Annotated in this window: 15 protein-coding genes and 1 pseudogene; 7 read left to right on the top strand and 9 right to left on the bottom strand. The window is 72.4% G+C overall.

Translation table 11 applies throughout. From position 1 onward, the window contains the following. Window positions 1–28: 28 nt before the first annotated feature. The 3 genes and pseudogenes from VQ03_RS26275 to VQ03_RS26265 form a co-directional block, all read right to left on the bottom strand. The gene (locus VQ03_RS26275; RefSeq protein ID WP_048453868.1) at window positions 29–424 is read right to left on the bottom strand and encodes a DUF3618 domain-containing protein; all 396 of its coding nucleotides are present in this window, start codon (window positions 422–424) and stop codon (window positions 29–31) included. Further along, window positions 421–846, bottom strand: a complete 426-nt coding sequence (locus VQ03_RS26270) for a phage holin family protein (RefSeq protein ID WP_048453867.1) — start codon at window positions 844–846, stop codon at window positions 421–423. The genes VQ03_RS26275 and VQ03_RS26270 overlap by 4 nt, the downstream gene beginning before the upstream one ends. Before the next feature lie 198 nt (window positions 847–1,044). Further along, window positions 1,045–1,527, bottom strand: a pseudogene (locus VQ03_RS26265) (hypothetical protein); the annotation flags it as partial. A 311-nt stretch (window positions 1,528–1,838) separates the two neighbouring features. Here VQ03_RS26265 and VQ03_RS26260 point away from each other — a divergent pair. Then, on the top strand, window positions 1,839–3,257 hold the full coding sequence (locus VQ03_RS26260; protein WP_048453866.1) for an alpha,alpha-trehalose-phosphate synthase (UDP-forming): 1,419 nt from the start codon (window positions 1,839–1,841) through the stop codon (window positions 3,255–3,257). Between the two features lie 105 nt (window positions 3,258–3,362). On the opposite strand, the gene VQ03_RS26255 is transcribed toward VQ03_RS26260, so the two are convergent. Both VQ03_RS26255 and VQ03_RS26250 read right to left on the bottom strand, forming a co-directional pair. Then, window positions 3,363–4,553: an MFS transporter gene (locus VQ03_RS26255; protein ID WP_425350100.1), complete on the bottom strand. Its 1,191-nt coding sequence runs from the start codon at window positions 4,551–4,553 to the stop codon at window positions 3,363–3,365. A gap of 87 nt (window positions 4,554–4,640) precedes the next feature. Continuing rightward, on the bottom strand, window positions 4,641–6,827 hold the full coding sequence (locus tag VQ03_RS26250; RefSeq protein ID WP_048453865.1) for a protein-disulfide reductase DsbD family protein: 2,187 nt from the start codon (window positions 6,825–6,827) through the stop codon (window positions 4,641–4,643). A 149-nt stretch (window positions 6,828–6,976) separates the two neighbouring features. Between VQ03_RS26250 and VQ03_RS32255 the strand changes: the two genes are divergently transcribed. Further along, window positions 6,977–7,814, top strand: a protein-coding gene (locus tag VQ03_RS32255; protein ID WP_157064262.1) for an IS5 family transposase whose coding sequence is annotated in 2 segments (ribosomal slippage) — window positions 6,977–7,333 and window positions 7,335–7,814 — 837 coding nt in all. Because the reading frame shifts where the segments join, the coding sequence is not laid out codon by codon here. A 59-nt stretch (window positions 7,815–7,873) separates the two neighbouring features. Here VQ03_RS32255 and VQ03_RS26235 read toward each other — a convergent pair. Next, on the bottom strand, window positions 7,874–8,785 hold the full coding sequence (locus tag VQ03_RS26235; RefSeq protein ID WP_048453876.1) for a LysR family transcriptional regulator: 912 nt from the start codon (window positions 8,783–8,785) through the stop codon (window positions 7,874–7,876). A 105-nt stretch (window positions 8,786–8,890) separates the two neighbouring features. On the opposite strand from VQ03_RS26235, the gene VQ03_RS26230 reads away from it, so the two are divergent. Further along, window positions 8,891–10,030, top strand: coding sequence for a DSD1 family PLP-dependent enzyme (locus tag VQ03_RS26230; protein ID WP_245292200.1), 1,140 nt, complete (start codon window positions 8,891–8,893; stop codon window positions 10,028–10,030). Between the two features lie 15 nt (window positions 10,031–10,045). On the opposite strand, the gene VQ03_RS26225 is transcribed toward VQ03_RS26230, so the two are convergent. Together VQ03_RS26225 and VQ03_RS26220 are read right to left on the bottom strand one after the other, a co-directional pair. Beyond that, window positions 10,046–11,398, bottom strand: a complete 1,353-nt coding sequence (locus VQ03_RS26225) for a Gfo/Idh/MocA family protein (protein ID WP_048453861.1) — start codon at window positions 11,396–11,398, stop codon at window positions 10,046–10,048. 177 nt (window positions 11,399–11,575) lie between these two features. After that, the gene (locus VQ03_RS26220) at window positions 11,576–11,785 is read right to left on the bottom strand and encodes a hypothetical protein (protein WP_048453860.1); all 210 of its coding nucleotides are present in this window, start codon (window positions 11,783–11,785) and stop codon (window positions 11,576–11,578) included. Between the two features lie 152 nt (window positions 11,786–11,937). Here VQ03_RS26220 and VQ03_RS26215 point away from each other — a divergent pair, with 152 nt between their 5' ends. From VQ03_RS26215 to VQ03_RS26205, 3 genes are all read left to right on the top strand, one after another. After that, window positions 11,938–13,149: a putative DNA modification/repair radical SAM protein gene (locus VQ03_RS26215; RefSeq protein WP_048453859.1), complete on the top strand. Its 1,212-nt coding sequence runs from the start codon at window positions 11,938–11,940 to the stop codon at window positions 13,147–13,149. After that, window positions 13,149–14,579 (top strand): UdgX family uracil-DNA binding protein, encoded by a 1,431-nt coding sequence (locus VQ03_RS26210; RefSeq protein WP_048453858.1) that lies wholly within the window; start codon window positions 13,149–13,151, stop codon window positions 14,577–14,579. Before VQ03_RS26215 ends, VQ03_RS26210 begins: the two co-directional genes overlap by 1 nt. A gap of 92 nt (window positions 14,580–14,671) precedes the next feature. After that, window positions 14,672–15,055: a hypothetical protein gene (locus VQ03_RS26205; RefSeq protein ID WP_048453857.1), complete on the top strand. Its 384-nt coding sequence runs from the start codon at window positions 14,672–14,674 to the stop codon at window positions 15,053–15,055. Window positions 15,056–15,163: 108 nt separating this feature from the next. Here the strand turns inward: VQ03_RS26205 and panB are convergent, their stop codons facing one another. Continuing rightward, window positions 15,164–15,988 (bottom strand): 3-methyl-2-oxobutanoate hydroxymethyltransferase, encoded by an 825-nt coding sequence (gene panB / locus VQ03_RS26200; protein WP_048453856.1) that lies wholly within the window; start codon window positions 15,986–15,988, stop codon window positions 15,164–15,166. 231 nt (window positions 15,989–16,219) lie between these two features. On the opposite strand from panB, the gene VQ03_RS26195 reads away from it, so the two are divergent. After that, window positions 16,220–16,666: a hypothetical protein gene (locus VQ03_RS26195; protein WP_053078739.1), complete on the top strand. Its 447-nt coding sequence runs from the start codon at window positions 16,220–16,222 to the stop codon at window positions 16,664–16,666. Window positions 16,667–16,965: the final 299 nt, after the last annotated feature.

Below are 16,965 nucleotides of genomic sequence, written 5' to 3'. Positions count from 1 at the left end.
AGGCGCCGGCGTCTCGGCCGGCGCCGCCTCACATCCGCAGGCCGTCGGCGACGCGGTCGGCTGCCGGATGGGCGGTCGGCCGGTCGGGGTCGTAGACCCGGGCCGCGCCGGTCTTGAGCACCGGCACCGCCTCGGCCCCGTTCATCGTGGCGTCGAGGTGATGACGGCGCTGCGCGTCCCGGGCGACGCGGTGGATCAGCCAGCCGAAGCCGGCGACGATCAGCATCACCGGCACGGGGTTGCGCCGCACCGCCTCCAGCGCCCCGTCATAGAGGCCGCTCGCGGGCGATTGCCGCACCGTGCCGAGCATCTCGTCGACGATGCTGGCCGGGGAGAGCCGGCCCTGGATCTGGTCGATGGTCCGGTCGAGCCGGGCCCGGGTCTCCTCGATGTCGTGTTCGAGCTCGTTGATCGACTGGGTCATCCCGACACCCTCTCGGACAGGACCCTCGCATCCTGGCGCACCTGGCGCGTCGTGCGGGTCGGCGTCAGCGTGGACAGGGACATGGCGCTGCGGCCCCACAGGGCGAGCCCGATGCCGATCGCCAGGAACACCGCCCCGACGATCAGGGCGGCCAGCGCCTCCGAGCCCACCACCGTGGCGAGCCACTTCACCAGGGCGTCGGTGAGCACCAGGAGGGCCACGACGGCGAAGACCGCCGCACCGACCATCATGGCGAGCCCGAGGAACAGCGACCTCAGGTTGTTCGACATCTCGGTGCGGAAGAGGGCGATCTCCTTGCGGGCGAGGTCGGTGGTCTCGCGCAGGGCATCGCCCAGGAGCCCCTGGATGCTCCCCGGGGTTCCGGTGCCGCCGAGCGGGCGGCCGGCAGTGGGGTCGGCCATCGCGGCGTCCTCCTCTCAGGCCGAGTAGCGCGGGCCGGACGCGCCGGTGCGGTACGGATCGGGCCGGGCGGTCTCGGGCTCGCTATGGGCGCCGGGAACGTCCCGGTACCCCGCCTGGCGCGATCCCCCGAACGTGTCGGAGGCCCGGCCGGACGAGGTGCCGCGCGAGCGGTCGGCCCCCACTTCCGGTCCGCGGGCGAAGGCGTCGCGGCCGTCGAGCACGTGCGCGGGATGGGCCGAGGACTTGATGAAGCGGGCGGCGAGGAAGCCGGTGAGGAAGGTCGCCACCGCGACGGCGGCCGGCCGGCGACGGGCCACCGACTCGATCTCGCTGTAGAAGTCCTCGAAGCTGCGCTCGCGGATCGAGCCGGAGAGCTGCTCCAGGCCCTCGGCGGCGCTGTCGAAGAAGGCCTTCACGTTCGGCTGCTGGTCGAGCTTGCCGCCGGAATCGCGCAGGGCCTGGGCAAGGTCGGAGACCGATTGGGCGGCGTCGCCCTTGCGCCGGTCGACATAGCCGTGGACCTGCTCGCGGGCCGACTCGACCAGGCTGAAGCCGCGCTCCATCGCGACGTCGCCGAGCTGGCGCACGTCGTGGCGCAGGTCGTTCCAATCCGCCGGGCGCTCGTCGGGAGTCCCCCGGACCTCCGCTCGGTGCTGTCCGTTCTCGTAACCCGCGCTCATCAGGCAACTCCGTTCTCGGTGGCGCGGCGGACCGGCCGGACCGGCCACCGCGCCGACCACATGCGACGATATTGCGGGTAACAGCAGCCAAGGCGCCCGGTTCCGGCCTCATTCGAGGAGGAAGCGCAGCGGGATTCCTGTGGAGCATCGGGCACAGCCCGTGCTGGTGCGGCGGGCGCCGGATTCGCCGAAAGGGTTGACCAATCGGCGCGGATCGCGCTTGCTTCCGGCGCGTTTTCTCCGTCGGGGGCGGATGGACGCGGCGACGTTCCCGCCCCACAAGGTCCGTGCAGCCGGAGTCCATACCCGCCGTGTCACGCCTCATCATCGTGTCGAATCGCGTCGCCGTCCCGGATGCGGGATCCAAGGCGGTCGCGGCCGGCGGACTCGCCGTCGCCCTCAAGGAGGCCTTCACGGCCTATAAGGGGCTGTGGTTCGGCTGGAGCGGCAAGATCACCGACACCCCGTCCTCCGAGCCGGTGATCGCCGACCGGGGCCGGGTGCAATACGCGGTGATGGACCTCTCGCCCCAGGACCACCGCGAGTATTACAGCGGCTTCGCCAACCGGGCGCTCTGGCCGATCATGCATTACCGCCTCGGCCTGGCGGCGTTCTCCCGGGCCGATTACGCCGGCTACCAGCGGGTCAACCGCATCTTCGCCCAGGCGCTGGCCGGCCTGATCGAGCCGGGCGACCTGATCTGGGTCCACGACTACCACCTGATCCCGCTCGCCTCCGAGCTGCGGGGCCTGGGCGTCTCCAACCCGATCGGCTACTTCCACCACATCCCATGGCCCTCGGGCGAGGTGTTCAACACCCTGCCGGCCTCGACCGAGCTCTTGCGCGCGGTCTCCGACTACGACCTGATCGGCCTCCAGACCGACAGCGACGTGCACAACCTGTCGCGCAACCTCGTCGACGAGCTGCGGGCGATCCCGCTGGGCGGCGGCTCGCTGATGGTCGACGGGCGCCGCACCCGCATCCGCAGCTTCCCGATCGGCATCGACGTCGACGGGTTCCGCCAGGCCGCCGAGCGCGCCGGCATGAACCGCACCGTGCGCGACACGGTAGCGGGCCTGCGCACCCGCAAGCTCCTGATCGGCGTCGACCGGCTCGACTACTCGAAGGGCGTGCCGGAGCGGATGGAGGCGGTGGAGCGCTTCTTCGCCTCCAACCCCGACCAGCGCGGCAACGTCGTCTTCCTGCAGATCGCCCCGAAGTCCCGCACCGAGGTGCCGGAATACGAGCAGCTCAGCCGCGACGTGAACGAGGTCTTGGGGAACATCAACGGGTCCCTCGGCGAGCCGTCCTGGACGCCGATCCAGTACGTCACCAAGGCCTATCCGCGGGCCGTGCTCGCCGGCCTCTACCGCGCCGCCCGCGTCGGCGTCGTCACGCCGATGCGCGACGGCATGAACCTCGTCGCCAAGGAATACGTCGCCGCCCAGAGCGACGACGATCCGGGCGTGCTGGTGCTGTCGAAATTCGCCGGCGCCGCGCGGCAGCTGCCGGAGGCCTTGCTGGTCAACCCCTACGACCGGTTCGAGGTGGCGGAGGCCATCCGCGCCGCGCTCTACATGCCCAAGGCCGAGCGCGTGGAGCGCTGGAAGCCGATGTTCGAGCGCATGGCGCGCGAGGACGTCGATTGGTGGGCCCGGAGCTACCTCGCGGAGCTGGAGGGTTTCCGGACCATCGAGCGCGAGCCGCCGGCGGCGGCGGAGGCGCGGTAGGGACCCGAGGGGATCCGGCTCGGCGGATGGCGGGGGGGGCCGTGCCTCGCCACCGCTCACCTCCAGGCCCCCAAACCAACCACGAGGCGCGCCAATCGCGCGCCCTCACCGGTCCAGCCGGTGCGCCATCACGCCCACCCCGGCCACCGCCAGCGCCAGCACCGCCCCGATCACCGGCAGGTGGCCGTAGGGCACCCCCACGGTGATGGCGAGGCCGCCGAGCCAGGCGCCGAGCGCGTTGCCGAGGTTGAAGGCGCCCTGGTTCACCGTCGAGGCGAGGTTGCGGGCGCCGTCGGCGGCGGTGAGCACCCGTATCTGCAGCGGTGCCACCAGCGCGAAGGCGAGGACGCCCCACAGGCCGATCAGGGCCGTGGCGGGCACCAGGGCGGCACTCGCCGGCACCAGGGCCAGCAGCACCAGCGCGAGGGCAAATCCCAGGCCGATCACCGACGGCATCAGCCGCCAGTCGCCGAGGCGGCCACCCAGCACGTTGCCCAGCGTCAGCCCGACGCCGAACAGCAGCAGCACGCCGGTGATCGCCGAGGGTCCGGCGCCCGCGGTGGCGGCGAGCAGCGGCGCCACGTAGGTGAAGACGCTGAACAGGCTCGCCGAGGCCAGCACGCTCAGCAGCATGGCGAGCACCACCTGCGTGCGGCGAAGGACCCGCATCTCCGACAGGAGGCTGCCGGCCTCGTGCGGGAGCCGGCGCGGCAGCCAGGCGACGAGGGCGGCCGCCGCCACGAAGCCGATGCCGACCACGGCCCAGAACGTCGCCCGCCAGCCCAAGGCGTGGCCGAGTGCCGTGCCGAAGGGCACGCCCAGCACGTTGGCGAGCGTGAGCCCGGTGAACATGATCGCGATGGCGCTGGCCTTGCGGTGCGGCGGCACCAGGTCGGCGGCGACCACCGAGCCGAGGCCGAAGAAGGCCCCGTGGCAGAGCGCCGTGACGATGCGGGCGAGCATCAGGAGGCGGTAATCGGGCGCGAGGGCGCAGAGCGCGTTGCCGAGGATGAACAGGCCGACCAGCACCAGGAGCGCCCGGCGCCGGTCGAGGCGCGCCAGCAGGATCGCCACCACGGGCGAGCCGAAAGTGACGCTGAGCGCGTAGCCCGACACGAGCAGGCCCGCCGTCGGGATGCCGACGCCGAGGTCCGACGCCATCTCGGGCAGGAGCCCCATGATGACGAATTCGGTGGTGCCGATGCCGAACGAGGCCGCGGACAGCGCCAGGAGCGCCAGGGCCACGGCCCGTCCGGTCGCCGCGGCGGGGACCGCCTCTTGAAACGTGTGCTGCATCGCTTCCTCATTGCCGCACTGCAGCATAAGGCGGGATGTGGCCTCGGGTTCAAGTGCGGCGGCGCATGGCTGGCCTGAATGGAGGCTTCAGGGCAGGGCGGCCCGAGGCCCGGTGCCGCTGGGGAGCGCCGCGAGCGCGTCGCGGACCGTCGCCGCGGTCAGGATCTGCGGCAGCACCGTGACGCCGCCGCGCCCGTCATAGAGCAGGTAGAGCGGCACGCCGGAGCGGCCGTTGGCCTCGAGCACCCGGGTGATCTCCGGGTTCTGGTTGGTCCAGTCGCCCTTGAGCTGCGCCACGTCATGGGCCTTGAAGGCGTCCTGCACCGCGGCCGCCCGCAGGGTGGCGCGGTCGTTGACCTGGCAGGTGATGCACCAGGCCGCCGTCATGTTGACGAAGACCGGCCGGCGCTCGGCGAGCAGCGCGTCGAGCCGGGCCTGGCTGAACGGTTCGACGCCCTCTGCCGCGGCGACCGTCACCGGGCCGGCGCGGTCCCGGTCGAGCACGGCGAGGAGGCCTGCCAGCCCGAGGAGGCCGAGGAACGCGGCCACGGGCCCCACCCGCCGGGCGAAGGCGCCGGCCATCCGGGCACGCTCGATCGCCCAGGCGCAGAACCCCACCAGCACCAGGCCGGTGAGCCCGGCCATCAGGCCGGTGGAGCCGACCTGCTGGCTCAGCACCCAGACCAGCCACGCCACGGTGAGATAGAGCGGGAAGGCGAGGAGACCCTTCAGGGTCTCCATCCACGGGCCGGGGCGCGGCAGGCGGCGAAGCAGGGCCGGCCAGGCCGCCAGCAACGCGAAGGGGAGGGCGAGGCCGAGGCCGAGGGACGCGAAGACCGCGAGCGCCACGGCGGCGCCTTGCGTCAGGCCGTAGCCGACCGCCGCGCCCATGAACGGCGCGGTGCAGGGGGTGGCGACCACCGTCGCCAGCACGCCGGTGAAGAACGAGCCCTCGAGCCCGGCCCGCCGGGTCAGGCCGTCGCCGAGGGAAGCCGCCCGCCCGCCGAGATGCCAGATCCCCGACAGGCTCAGGCCCATGGCGAAGAGCCCGTAGGCGAGGCCCGCCACCACCAGGGGGGATTGCAGCTGGAAGCCCCAGCCGATCTGCGCGCCGCCGGCCCGGAGCGCGATCAGCAGGCCGGCGAGACTCAAGAAAGTCGCCAGCACCCCGGCCGCGTAGGCGAGGCCGTGCAGCCGCACCCGGCCCGGGCTCTCGCCGGAATGGCGCACCAGGCTCAGGACCTTGATCGACAGGACCGGGAAGACGCAGGGCATCAGGTTGAGCAGGAGCCCGCCCAGGAAGGCGAGGAACGCCGCCTGCCACAGGCCCTCGGCCCCACCCGGCCCGGAAGCGGGGGCGACGGGGACCGGCGCCGGCAAGGAGGCCGCCGATTGTGCCGTGACGGCGCCCGGGGCGGGCGTCGCCGTACCGAGGGCGTAGGCGCGGCGGACCGGGCCCGATCCGGTCTCCTCCGTGAAGGTCAGGACGCCGTCCGCTCCCGGCGCGGGTGCGTCGGGCGCGGCCTGGCCGCTGCGCTGGAGCCGCAGGTGCAGGCCGGTCGCGTCGCTCGTCGCCACCTGCGCGGCGGCGTGCTCCAGGGCGGTCTCGGAATAGGGGAAGAACGCGACCTCGCGGGCCTGGAGGCCGGGCGCGTCGATGTCGAGCACCGGATTCCCGTGATCCATCCGCATCCGGACCGGCCAGGGAGCGGGTCCGGGCAGCCGCTCGCGCCCCTGCGCGAACAGGGCGGCGTTGCGGGGCTCCGGCCGCGGGCTGGTTCCGGCGGGCGCCACCGGCAGGTTCGTCGACAGGGCGGCCTCGCCCGGCACGCATTCGCGCTCGCAGACGAGATACGAGACCTTGGCCCTGAGCGGGACCGGCCCCGAGCCGAGGCTCTCCGGCGCGGTGAGCGGCACCGTGAGCAGCACCTCGCCCTCGTAGCCGAAATTCATCAGGTCGCCGACCGGGATCCGCTCCGGCGCCGGCCAGGCGATGCTGCCGGCGGAGAAGCCTGCCGGCAGCGTCCAGGCGATCTCCGGCGGCAGGCCGGAATCGCCCGGATTGCGCCAGTAGACGTGCCAGCCCGGCTTCATCGTCAGTTTCACGCCGGCGGTGAGGGTGGCGCCCGGCGCGACGGCGCTCTCCTCGGTCACCAGCTCGGCCCGGACGAGGTCGGCGTATTTCGAGGGCCGCGGCACCTGCGCCTCGGCGGCGGCGAGGGTGAGGCAGGAGGCCAGCAGGGCGAGGAGGAGGGCGAGGCGGCGGGGCGGCATCCGTCCGGGTTACCCGGACTCTGCGGCGCTGGCGAGACCGGCCGGATCGCGTTCGCGTGATGCGACGGTCGTCCAAAATCCGGCCGATCGCTTTAGGGCGTCTCTGCAAAGGGGTTCACACGGGCAGAGCAAGCCCCCACGTGATCGGGATGCGACGCTTTGAACTGACCGACGCGCAGTGGGAGCAGATCGCCCCGCTGCTGCCGCCGCAGAAGCCGCGTGCCGGCCGTCCTGCGGTGGATCACCGCCAAGTCCTCAACGGCATGCTGTGGATCTTGCGCACGGGCGCGCCGTGGGAGGATCTGCCGGCGCGCTACGGGGCGGTCGGGACTGTCTCGAGCCGGTTCTACCGCTGGCGCAAGGCCGGCGTGTTCGACCGGGTGCTGCAGCGCCTGCAGGCGCAGGCCGATGCCCGCGGCGACCTCGACTGGGACCTGCACTTCGTGGACGCGACGGTGGTGCGCGCCCATCAGCACGCCGCCGGCGCACGCCAGTCCGGCGCCATCGGGGGGTGAGGGGACGGTCGAGGGTGCGGGCGAGGCGCTCGGGCGCAGCCAGGGCGGGTTCTCGACCAAGCTGCACTTGCGGGCCGAGGGCGGGGGCAAGCCGATGGCGGCTGTCCTGACGGCCGGCGAGCGGCACGAGCAGTTTGCGCTGGACGCGCTGATGGACAAGGGCGCGGTGCGGCGGCCGGGGCGTGGCCGCCCCCGCCTGCGTCCGCGCCGGGCGGCGGGAGACCGGGGCTACTCCAGCCCACCCGCCCGCCGCCGGCTCAAGCAGCGGCGGGTCGAGCCGGTGATCCCGACCCGCAAGGACCAGCCGCGTCAGCCCGACTTCGACAAAGCCGCCTATCGGGAGCGCAACAAGGTCGAGCGGCTGATCAACCGGCTCAAGCAGTATCGCCGCATCGCCACTCGCTACGAGAAGCGGGCCACCAACGACCTCGCCATGGTCACCCTCGGCATGACCATGCTCTGGCTCACCTGAGTTTGCAGAGACGCCCTAGACGACCCCCATGGGATCGCTTTCGCAATGCGGATTTCGGATCACACCCGCCAGGGAGGCGGGTCGAGGGCGGCGGCGAGCGCATCGAGGAAGCGGCCGGTGCGGGCGGCGCGGGCGCGGCGTGGCGCGCCGAGGAGGGCCATCACCGGCGCCTCGGGCAGGGCGTGGTCGGGCAGGAGCCGGACGAGGCGCCCCGCCCGCAGGTCGGCGGCGACGTCCCATTCCGAGCGCAGGATGATGCCGCGCCCGGCGAGCGCCCAGCCGCGCACCACCTCGCCGTCGTTGCTGGCGAGGCGCGGCTCGATCCGGATCCGCACCTCCGCGCCGTCGCGCCGGAAGCGCCACAGGGTCACGTCCTCGTCGTTCTCGCGCAGGGCGATGCAGGCCTGGGTCGCCAGATCCTCCGGCGTCGCCGGCTCACCCTTGGCGGCGAGATAGGCGGGCGCGGCGCAGATCACCCGGTCGTTCGGGGCGAGGCGCCGGGCGATCAGGCCCGGTGCCGCCCGCGTGATCGCGCCGACATGGATCGCGAGGTCGAAGGTGCCCTCCGGCACCCCGCCGAGCCGGTCGGACAGCATGAGGTCGATGGCGACCTCCGGATGCGCCGCCTGGAACGAGGCCGCGACCGGGGCGACATAGGCCCGGCCGAAGCCGAGCGGCGCCACGATCCGCAGATGCCCCACCACTTGCCCGCGCCGGGCGGCCAGGGCCTCGTCGAGCTCGGCCAGGGAATCGAGGACCGGGCGGCCGCGCTCGGCGATCAGCTCGCCCTCGTCGGTCAGCGCGAGGTGGCGTCCGGCCCGATCGACCAGATGCACGCCCAGCCGCTCCTCCAGGGCACGCAGGCGCTGCGTGACCGCCGAGGGCGACACGTCGAGGGCCCGCGAGGCGGCGGCCAGCGAGGGCGCCTCGGCGATGGCGAGGAAGAAGCGAAGGTCGTCGGGCCCGAGCATGAAGAGCAACCTTAATGCAGGAGGCAGTCAGCGTTAATGGCGCAGCGAGCCCATCCCGTGCTTCCTGCTTGCCAGACTCGTCGCGACCGGAGGATGCACGCGATCATGGCCGAGCCGCTGGACACCCTTCAAACCCCCTGCCTGCTCCTCGACGAGGCGCGACTGCGCGCCAATGCCGAGCGGATGCGCACCCATCTCGCCGGCCTCGGCGTGGCCTTGCGGCCCCATCTCAAGACCGCGAAGTCCCTCGAGGTCGGCCGCATCGCCATGGCCTCGCCCGAGGGCCCGGCCATCGTCTCGACCCTGCTGGAGGCGGAGTATTTCGCCGCGGGCGGCGTGCGCGACATGATCTACGGCGTCGGCATCGCGCCGGCGAAGCTGCCCCGGGTCGTGGCGATCCGGGCCGGCGGCACCGACCTGTCGATCATCCTCGACAGCCTGGAGCAGGCCGAGGCGGTGGCGGCCCATGCCCGGGCGAGCGGCGACGCGATCCCGGTGCTGATCGAGGTCGATGCCGACGGCCACCGTTCCGGCGTCGCGCCGGGCGACGCCGACACCCTGGTGGCGATCGGCCGGACGCTGGTCGCGGGCGGCGCAAAATTGCGCGGCGTGATGCTGCATGCCGGCGACAGCTACTCCTTGCGCGATCCCGAGGCCCTGGCGGCGGCGGCGGAGAACGAGCGGGTCGCCGCGGTGACGGCGGCGGAGGCTCTCCGCGCCGCGGGCCTGCCCTGCCCGGTGGTCAGCGTCGGCTCGACCCCGACCGCGCGCTTCGCCCGCGACCTCACCGGGATCACCGAGGTCCGGGCCGGCGTCTACATGCTCGGCGACCTTTTCCAGGCCGGCGTCGGCTCGGTCGCGGTCGCGGACATCGCCGTCTCGGTGCTCGCGACGGTGATCGGCCACCAGCGGGCGAAGGGCTGGATCATCGTCGATGCCGGCTGGATGGCGATGTCGCGCGACCGCGGCACGGCGCGGCAGGCGGTGGACCAGGGCTACGGCCTCGTCTGCGACCAAGCCGGCCAGCCCTATCCCGACCTCATCGTGGCCGATGCCAACCAGGAGCACGGCATCGTCGCCCTGCGGAAGGGCTCGGGCGCCAGCCTGCCGGAATTGCCCATCGGCGCGCAGATCCGCATCCTGCCGAACCACGCCTGCGCCACCGGCGCGCAATACGACCGCTACCACGTCCTCGACGGCGAGAACCGCGTGACCGCCACGTGGCCGCGCATCAACGGCTGGTAAGGGGGCCGGCCCCGCTCAGCCGGCCTCCTCCGGCTCGGGGCCGCGGGTGCGGTCGAGGGCCTTGCCGTCCTTGGTCGTCTCGCCCTGGTCCTTGTCGCCTTTCGCGACGATCCGCTCCGGGCCCTTGAGCGCCACCGTGGCGCCGGTCCGGGCGGCCTCGTAGATCGCCTCCATCAGGATCTGGTCCTGCAAGCCCTCCTCGCCCGGGGTGCGGGGCGTGCGGTTCTCCAGGATGCAGGTCGCCATGTGGTCGATCTCGAGGGCGAACTGGTTCTTCTCCCCCAGCACCCGCTCTTCCCTGGCCTCGGCCTTGCCCTCGCGGTGGCTCAAGTACAGGCGCTGGCCCTGATACGCGAAGGCGTTCTGGAGCTGGATCGCCCCACCCTCGGCCTGGACGGTCAGCGAGCGGGTCTCGTGCGCGCCGTAGCTGGTGGAGCAGAGCGCCAGCGCGCCGGAGGGAAACCGCAGGGTGAAAGCCACCGTCTCCTCGACCTCGCGGTAGAGCGGGTCGTCCGAGGAGTGAACGTGCGCCTGGACGGAGACCGGCTCCTCGCCCGTCAGCGCGCGCACCCCGTTGAGGCAGTAGAGCCCGATATCCGGCAGCGCGCCGCCCCCGGCCAAGGCCGACCTCATCCGCCACTGCTCGGGCAGGCTCATGGTCTGGGTGTTGGTCGCCTCGATCAGCTTGACCTTGCCATACTTGGCGCTGCGCACGAGCCGCACGACCTCGCGGTTATAGGGCTCGTACTGGCAGCGATAGGCGATCATCAGCTTCACCTTCGCGGCTGCGCAGGCGTCGATCATCGCCCGCGCCTCGCCCGAGGAGACCGCCATCGGCTTCTCGCACAGGACGTGCTTGCCCGCCCCCGCCGCGGCGATCACCTGGTCGCGGTGGAGCGCGTTCGGGGTGACGATGTAGACCGCCTTCACCTCCGGGTTGCGGGCCAGCGCATCCCACGCATCGTAGCCGTAGACCGCCTCCGGCTTGATGCCGTGTTGCGCCGCCACCGCCTTGGCCTTCTCGGGCGATCCCGACATCAGGGCGACGGGCTTCGCCTTGCGGCACTCGCCGAAGGCGGGAAGAATCTCCTCCAGCGACAGCCGGCCGAGCCCCACGATCGCGAAGCCGACCCGCTCCCCGGGCGGCAGCGGCGCGGGCGGCGGCGCGGACGGCCGGTCGGAAGGGCCGCGCCAGTTCGGGAACGTCACCTTGCCGTTCTCGACCTTGCCGGTATCGACCGGCCGCTGCGGGCCCGGCACGCCCTGTCCCGCCGCCCCTTGCGCCGCCGCACCGCCGAGGCCGACCAGGGTAGCGCCGCCGGCCATCATCAGGCTCCGGCGCGAGAGGGCGGTGACATCGTCCGGCATTGAACAACCCTTCGTTGGGGGAGCCTGCGCAACGTGTCGGGGGTGGTGGGGTTCCGCCTCCCACAGGCGCTTCTCCGGAGACACACGGGTGCTCCTGCGATCGATGTCGGATCGCCAACGCAGGAAGGCCGGCCCTCGCGGGCCGGCCTTCCGAAAACTCCGGGCCGACGCGGCGGGTTACTCGCCCGCCATCATCTCCGGCGAGAAATGTCCGCACCAATCCTGCGCCGAGACCACCGGCCACAGGCCGTGCCCCTGCGGCTCCGGCTGGCTCACCGGCGGGTTGAAGCGGCACAGGCCTTCCTCACCCTGCGCGGTGGCGCCGTTCAGCTTGTGGTCGTCGTAGTAGCGGCAGCTGCGGCAATTCGCGGACGGGGTCGAAGCCATGCGGCGTCTCCTTGCGAATGAGAAGAATTCCAATCTGGCAGATAACGGGATGACCGGAGCCGAGTTCCCGGGCCGCCCGATGCGGCTTTCGACCACGGGAGCGCGGCACCTTCCGCCTTGAACAAATCAGGAACAAGCGCCAGTTTGCGGGCATGGACGACGCCCTGAAGAAGAAGCTCACCATCCTCGCCGACGCCGCGAAGTACGATGCCTCCTGCGCCTCGTCCGGGGCACCGAAGCGCAAGGCCGAGGCCGGCGGGCTCGGCTCCACCACGGGGGCGGGCATCTGCCACGCCTACACGCCGGACGGGCGCTGCGTCTCGCTCCTGAAGATCCTGCTCACCAATTACTGCCTGTTCGACTGCGCCTATTGCGTCAACCGGCGCTCCTCGAACGTCCGCCGGGCCAAGTTCTCGGTCGACGAGGTCGTGACGCTGACGGTAGAGTTCTACAAGCGCAACTACATCGAGGGGCTTTTTCTCTCATCCGGCATCATCCGCTCGCCCGACCACACGATGGAACAGCTGATCCGGGTGGCCAAGACCTTGCGCCAGCGGCACGGCTTTCGCGGCTACATCCACCTGAAGACCATCCCCGAGGCGAGTCCCTGGCTGATCGAGCAGGCCGGGCTCTATGCCGACCGGCTCTCGATCAACCTCGAACTGCCGACCGAGGCGAGCCTGGAGCGGCTGGCGCCGGAGAAGGACGGCGCGGCGATCCAGACGGCGATGGGCCAGATGGGCGAGCGCATCCTGCAAGCCAAGGAGGAGAAGCGCCGCTTCGCCCCCGCCGGCCAGTCGACGCAGGTGATCGTCGGCGCCGACGCCAGCACCGACGAATCGCTGATCCGCACCAGCGCCCGCCTCTACGACCATTACGGCCTGAAGCGGATCTACTACTCGGCCTTCAGCCCGATTCCCGACGCCGCCTCGATCCTGCCCAGCAAATCCCCGCCGCTCCAGCGCGAGCACCGGCTGTACCAGGCCGACTGGCTGATGCGGTACTACGCCTTCTCGCCCGACGACGTGGCGGGGGCGACCGAATCCGGCATGCTCGCCCTCGACGTCGACCCGAAGCTCGCCTGGGCCCTGCGCAACCGCGACCGCTTCCCCGTCGACGTCAACCGGGCCGACCGGGAGATGCTCCTGCGGGTGCCGGGGCTCGGCGTGCGGGCGGTGGACAAGATCGTGGCGGCGCGCCGGCACGCGACGTTGCGGCTCGACGACGTCGCCCGCCTGACCTCCGGCCTCAAGCGCGCCCGGCCGTTCCTGGTCGCCGCCGATCACGCGCCGACGCGGCTCACCGACCGGCTCGACCTGCGCGCGCGCCTCGCCGAGCCGCCGCGTCAGCTGAGCCTGTTCTGATGCAAGCCCGCACGATCCGGCTGAGAGCCGGCGCCGACCTCGAAGGGTTTCGCCGCGCGATCCGGCGCCTCGTCGCCGCGGGCGTGACGCCCGAGGCCGTCACCTGGATCGCGGGCGAGGCGGCCTCGCTGTTCCCCGAGGACGATGTGGGGGAGCCCGGCCCGGCGCTGGCCCTGCCGCGGGCGGTGGCGGCTCTCGTGCCTCCGGTCGTCCTGCATCGCGACCCGGAGCGCTACGGCCTGCTGCACCGGCTGATCTGGCGGGTGGCGCAAGGCGAGCGGCACCTGGCCGAGGTGGCGAGCGACCCGCTGGTCCACCGCCTGGCCCTGATGCGCAAGGCGGTGGGTCGCGACCTGCACAAGATGCACGCCTTCCTGCGCTTCCGCCGCGCCGGGGCCGGGGAGGCCGGGCGCGAGCGCTTCGCGGCCTGGTTCGAGCCCGAGCACCACATCCTGGCCGAGGCCGCGCCGTTCTTCGCCGCGCGCTTTCCGTCCTTCGACTGGTCGATCCTGACCCCGGACGGCTCGGCGCACTGGGACGGCAACGCCCTGTGCTTCGGGCCGCCGGGCCGGCGCGAGGACGTGCCGGAGCACGACAGCTTCGAGGCCGGCTGGACCGACTATTATTCCAGCACCTTCAACCCCGCCCGCACCAACCTGGCGGCGATGCGGGCCGAGATGCCGAAGAAGTACTGGCACAACATGCCCGAGACGGCGGCGATCCCCGGCCTGGTGCGCGAGGCCGGCCGGCGGGTCGGGCAGATGATCGAGCGGGCGCCGGAGGCGCCGGTCAAGCGCGTGCCGATCCGGGCGCTCGCCGCGATGGCGGCGCAGGAGCCCGATTCCCTCGCCGCGCTGAACGCGGTGATCCGCGCCTCCGCGCCCCTGGTGCCGGGGGCGACGCAGGCCGTCCTCGGCGAGGGGCCCCCGGGAGCGGCGATCGCCTTCGTGGGCGAGCAGCCGGGCGACCAGGAGGATCTGCAGGGCCGGCCCTTCGTCGGCCCGGCGGGCCAGCTCCTGTCGCGGGCCCTGCGCGAGGCGGGCATCGACCGGGATCGGGCCTACCTCACCAATGCGGTCAAGCACTTCAAGTTCGAGGCGCGGGGCAAGCGGCGCATCCACCAGAAGCCCACCGCCGGCGAGGTGGCGCATTACCGCTGGTGGCTCGACCGCGAGCTCGCCTTCGTGGCCCCGCGCCTCGTCGTGGCGCTCGGCGCCACCGCCGTGCTGGCGCTCTCCGGACGGCAGGTCCCGATCACCCGCGCCCGCGGGCCGGCGAGTTTCGGGGAGAAGCCGTACCGGGGCTTCGTCACCGTCCATCCGTCCTACCTGCTGCGCCTGCCCGACGACGGACGGGGAGAGGCCTATGCGGCCTTCGTCGACGACTTGCGGCGGGCGGCGGCCCTCGCGGCGGATCCGCTCCCGGCGTGAGGGCGGCCAGTTAACGCGGGGAAACGCTGCACTGCGGCAACCAACGCGGTCCTGCCGAGTTTGTCGCCAGACCGAACCGGGAAACGAGGACCATGAGGCTGATCGTGTCCGCCCTCGCGGCGGGAGCTTGTCTGGCCGGCGCCGCGGCGCCGGCAATCGCCAAAACCAGCGTCAAGGCACCCAACCGCTTCGACGGCACCTGGAGCGTCGAGGTCATCACCGAGAGCGGGTCCTGCGACCGGGCCTACCGCTACGGCATCGTCATCGAGAACGGCCAGGCCCGCTACGCCGGCGGGGGCGACTTCACCGTGTCGGGCCGGGTGCAGCCGACCGGCGCCGTGCGGGCGACGATCAGCCGGGGCGACGCCGCCGCCCAGGTGGTCGGACGCCTCGGCGAGGGTACCGGCACCGGCAACTGGACCACCTCCGGCTCCACGTCCTGCAAGGGCCGCTGGAACGCCGAGCGCCGCGGCTGAACGAACAGGCCGCGGCTGAGCGAACAGGCCGCGGCTGACCGGACGGGCGCCGCGGCCGAGCCGCCTTCCGCCCGGGGCGGCCGCCCGCGCCGCCGGTCGCCGCGAGCCCTATCGCTCGCCATAGGTATGCGCGTCGTCGGGGAAGCGCCCGGCCTGGACCTCCTCGGCATAGAGGCGCACCGCCGCTTCGATATGGGCGCGCAGCGATCCGAACTGCCTGACGAATTTCGGGGTTCGTTCGGACAGGCCGAGCATGTCCTCGAGCACGAGGATCTGGCCGTCGCAGAACGGCGAGGCGCCGATGCCGATCGTGGGCGCCGTGACCTCCGGCGCGCCCGCGATGGCACGGGCCACCGGCTCGACGATGCCCTCCAGGACGATCGCGAAGGCGCCGGCCTCGCTGATCGCACGGGCATCCTCCAGGAGCAGGCGCTGGCCATCCGGCCCCTTTCCCTGCACCCGGAAGCCACCCATCGTGTGGATCGATTGCGGCGTGAGGCCGATATGGCCCATCACCGGGATGCCGCGCTGGGTCAGGAAGGCCACCGTCCCGGCGAAGCGCGCACCGCCTTCGAGCTTCACCGCTCCGGCCCCCGTCTCCTTCAGGATGCGGGCGGCGCTGGCGAAGGCCTGCTCGCTGCTCGCCTCGTAGGAGCCGAAGGGCATGTCGACCACGACGAGGGCCCGGCGGGTGCCCCGCATCACCGCCTGCGCCTGGAGGATCATCATGTCCAGGGTCACGGGCAGGGTCGAGTCCATCCCGTGCATCACCATGCCGAGCGAATCGCCGACCAGGATGACGTCGCAATGGGCGTCGAGGAGGCCGGCCATCTGCGCATGGCAGGCGGTGAGCGCGACGATCTTCCGGCCTTCCGCCTTGCGCCTGGCGAGATCCACGGTCCTGAGACGGCGGGATTCCACGACCTGCGACATGGCACGGCGTCCTCTCTCCCGCGGGCCGGCGGGCGCCCGCTTGGTGTTGGGCGCCTTATAGACGGCCTCGCCAGCCGGCGCAGCCCGTGCGGCCTCGTCTCGGCTCAGCTTCGCGACGACGGCACGCAGCCTGCGAAATTCGGCGTCTCGACGGGATCCTGCCCAAGATCCGCCCATGATCGGCACGAGGCTTGCCGGGATAGAGGCGGTTGATTCGGCCGAGGCCCGGATATGAGAGTTCTGCTGTACGGCGCGATCTGCACCCTGGCGGCGGTCGAACTGGCCGCCGCGGCCCACCCGGCCGCGGCCGCGCCGGGTTCCCGCGCCGAGCACCGGCGCGCGGTGCTCACCCCCCTCGAACAGGCGGCGACCGACTGCTTCGCCGAGACGATCGGCAACAATCCGGCGGCGCTCGCCCATGCCCGGGCCGGGCGCTGGTACGAGGCGGCCGGCGTGATCGGCTTCCTGTGCCGGCCGGAGGTCGACGCGATGACGAAGGCCCGCGACCACCTCGAGGGCCGCGGCGCCGGCGGCCGCTACTTCACCGGCCCCTATACCCGGCATCTCGGCCAGGAACTGGCGCGGCGCCTCGAGCCACTGCTCACCACCAAGGCCGTGGCCAATGCCGAGCCGCGCCCGGACAGCGAGGCGCCGGCGGCCCCGGCCGGGGAGCCGTGAGGAGGGGTTCGTCGGGTCCGGCGCGGGCTTTCGGTGTTGCCGTCTCGCTCTCCATCCCTCCGACGCAGTCCGGCAATCCCGGCTAAGCAGATTTCGCAAAATTGGCCACCGGTTTTGCGGCAAAAATCTGCGACAAAACAAGAAGCCAAGCGGACGAAGCGTTGGCCTGCCCACGGTACACGACACAGCAGGTTGCGCAGTGGGAGAGCGACGGCTGCCGCGCCAGCAGAACCCTCCCCCCTCTGCGGGGGAGGGTGCCCGGCGGAGCCGGGCGGGAGAGGGGACGCCGCTTCCGGAGA

The sequence above is a fragment of the Methylobacterium tarhaniae genome (assembly GCF_001043955.1).
Taxonomy (GTDB): Bacteria; Pseudomonadota; Alphaproteobacteria; order Rhizobiales; family Beijerinckiaceae; genus Methylobacterium; species Methylobacterium tarhaniae.
This window is presented reverse-complemented; position numbering and strand designations above follow the sequence as displayed.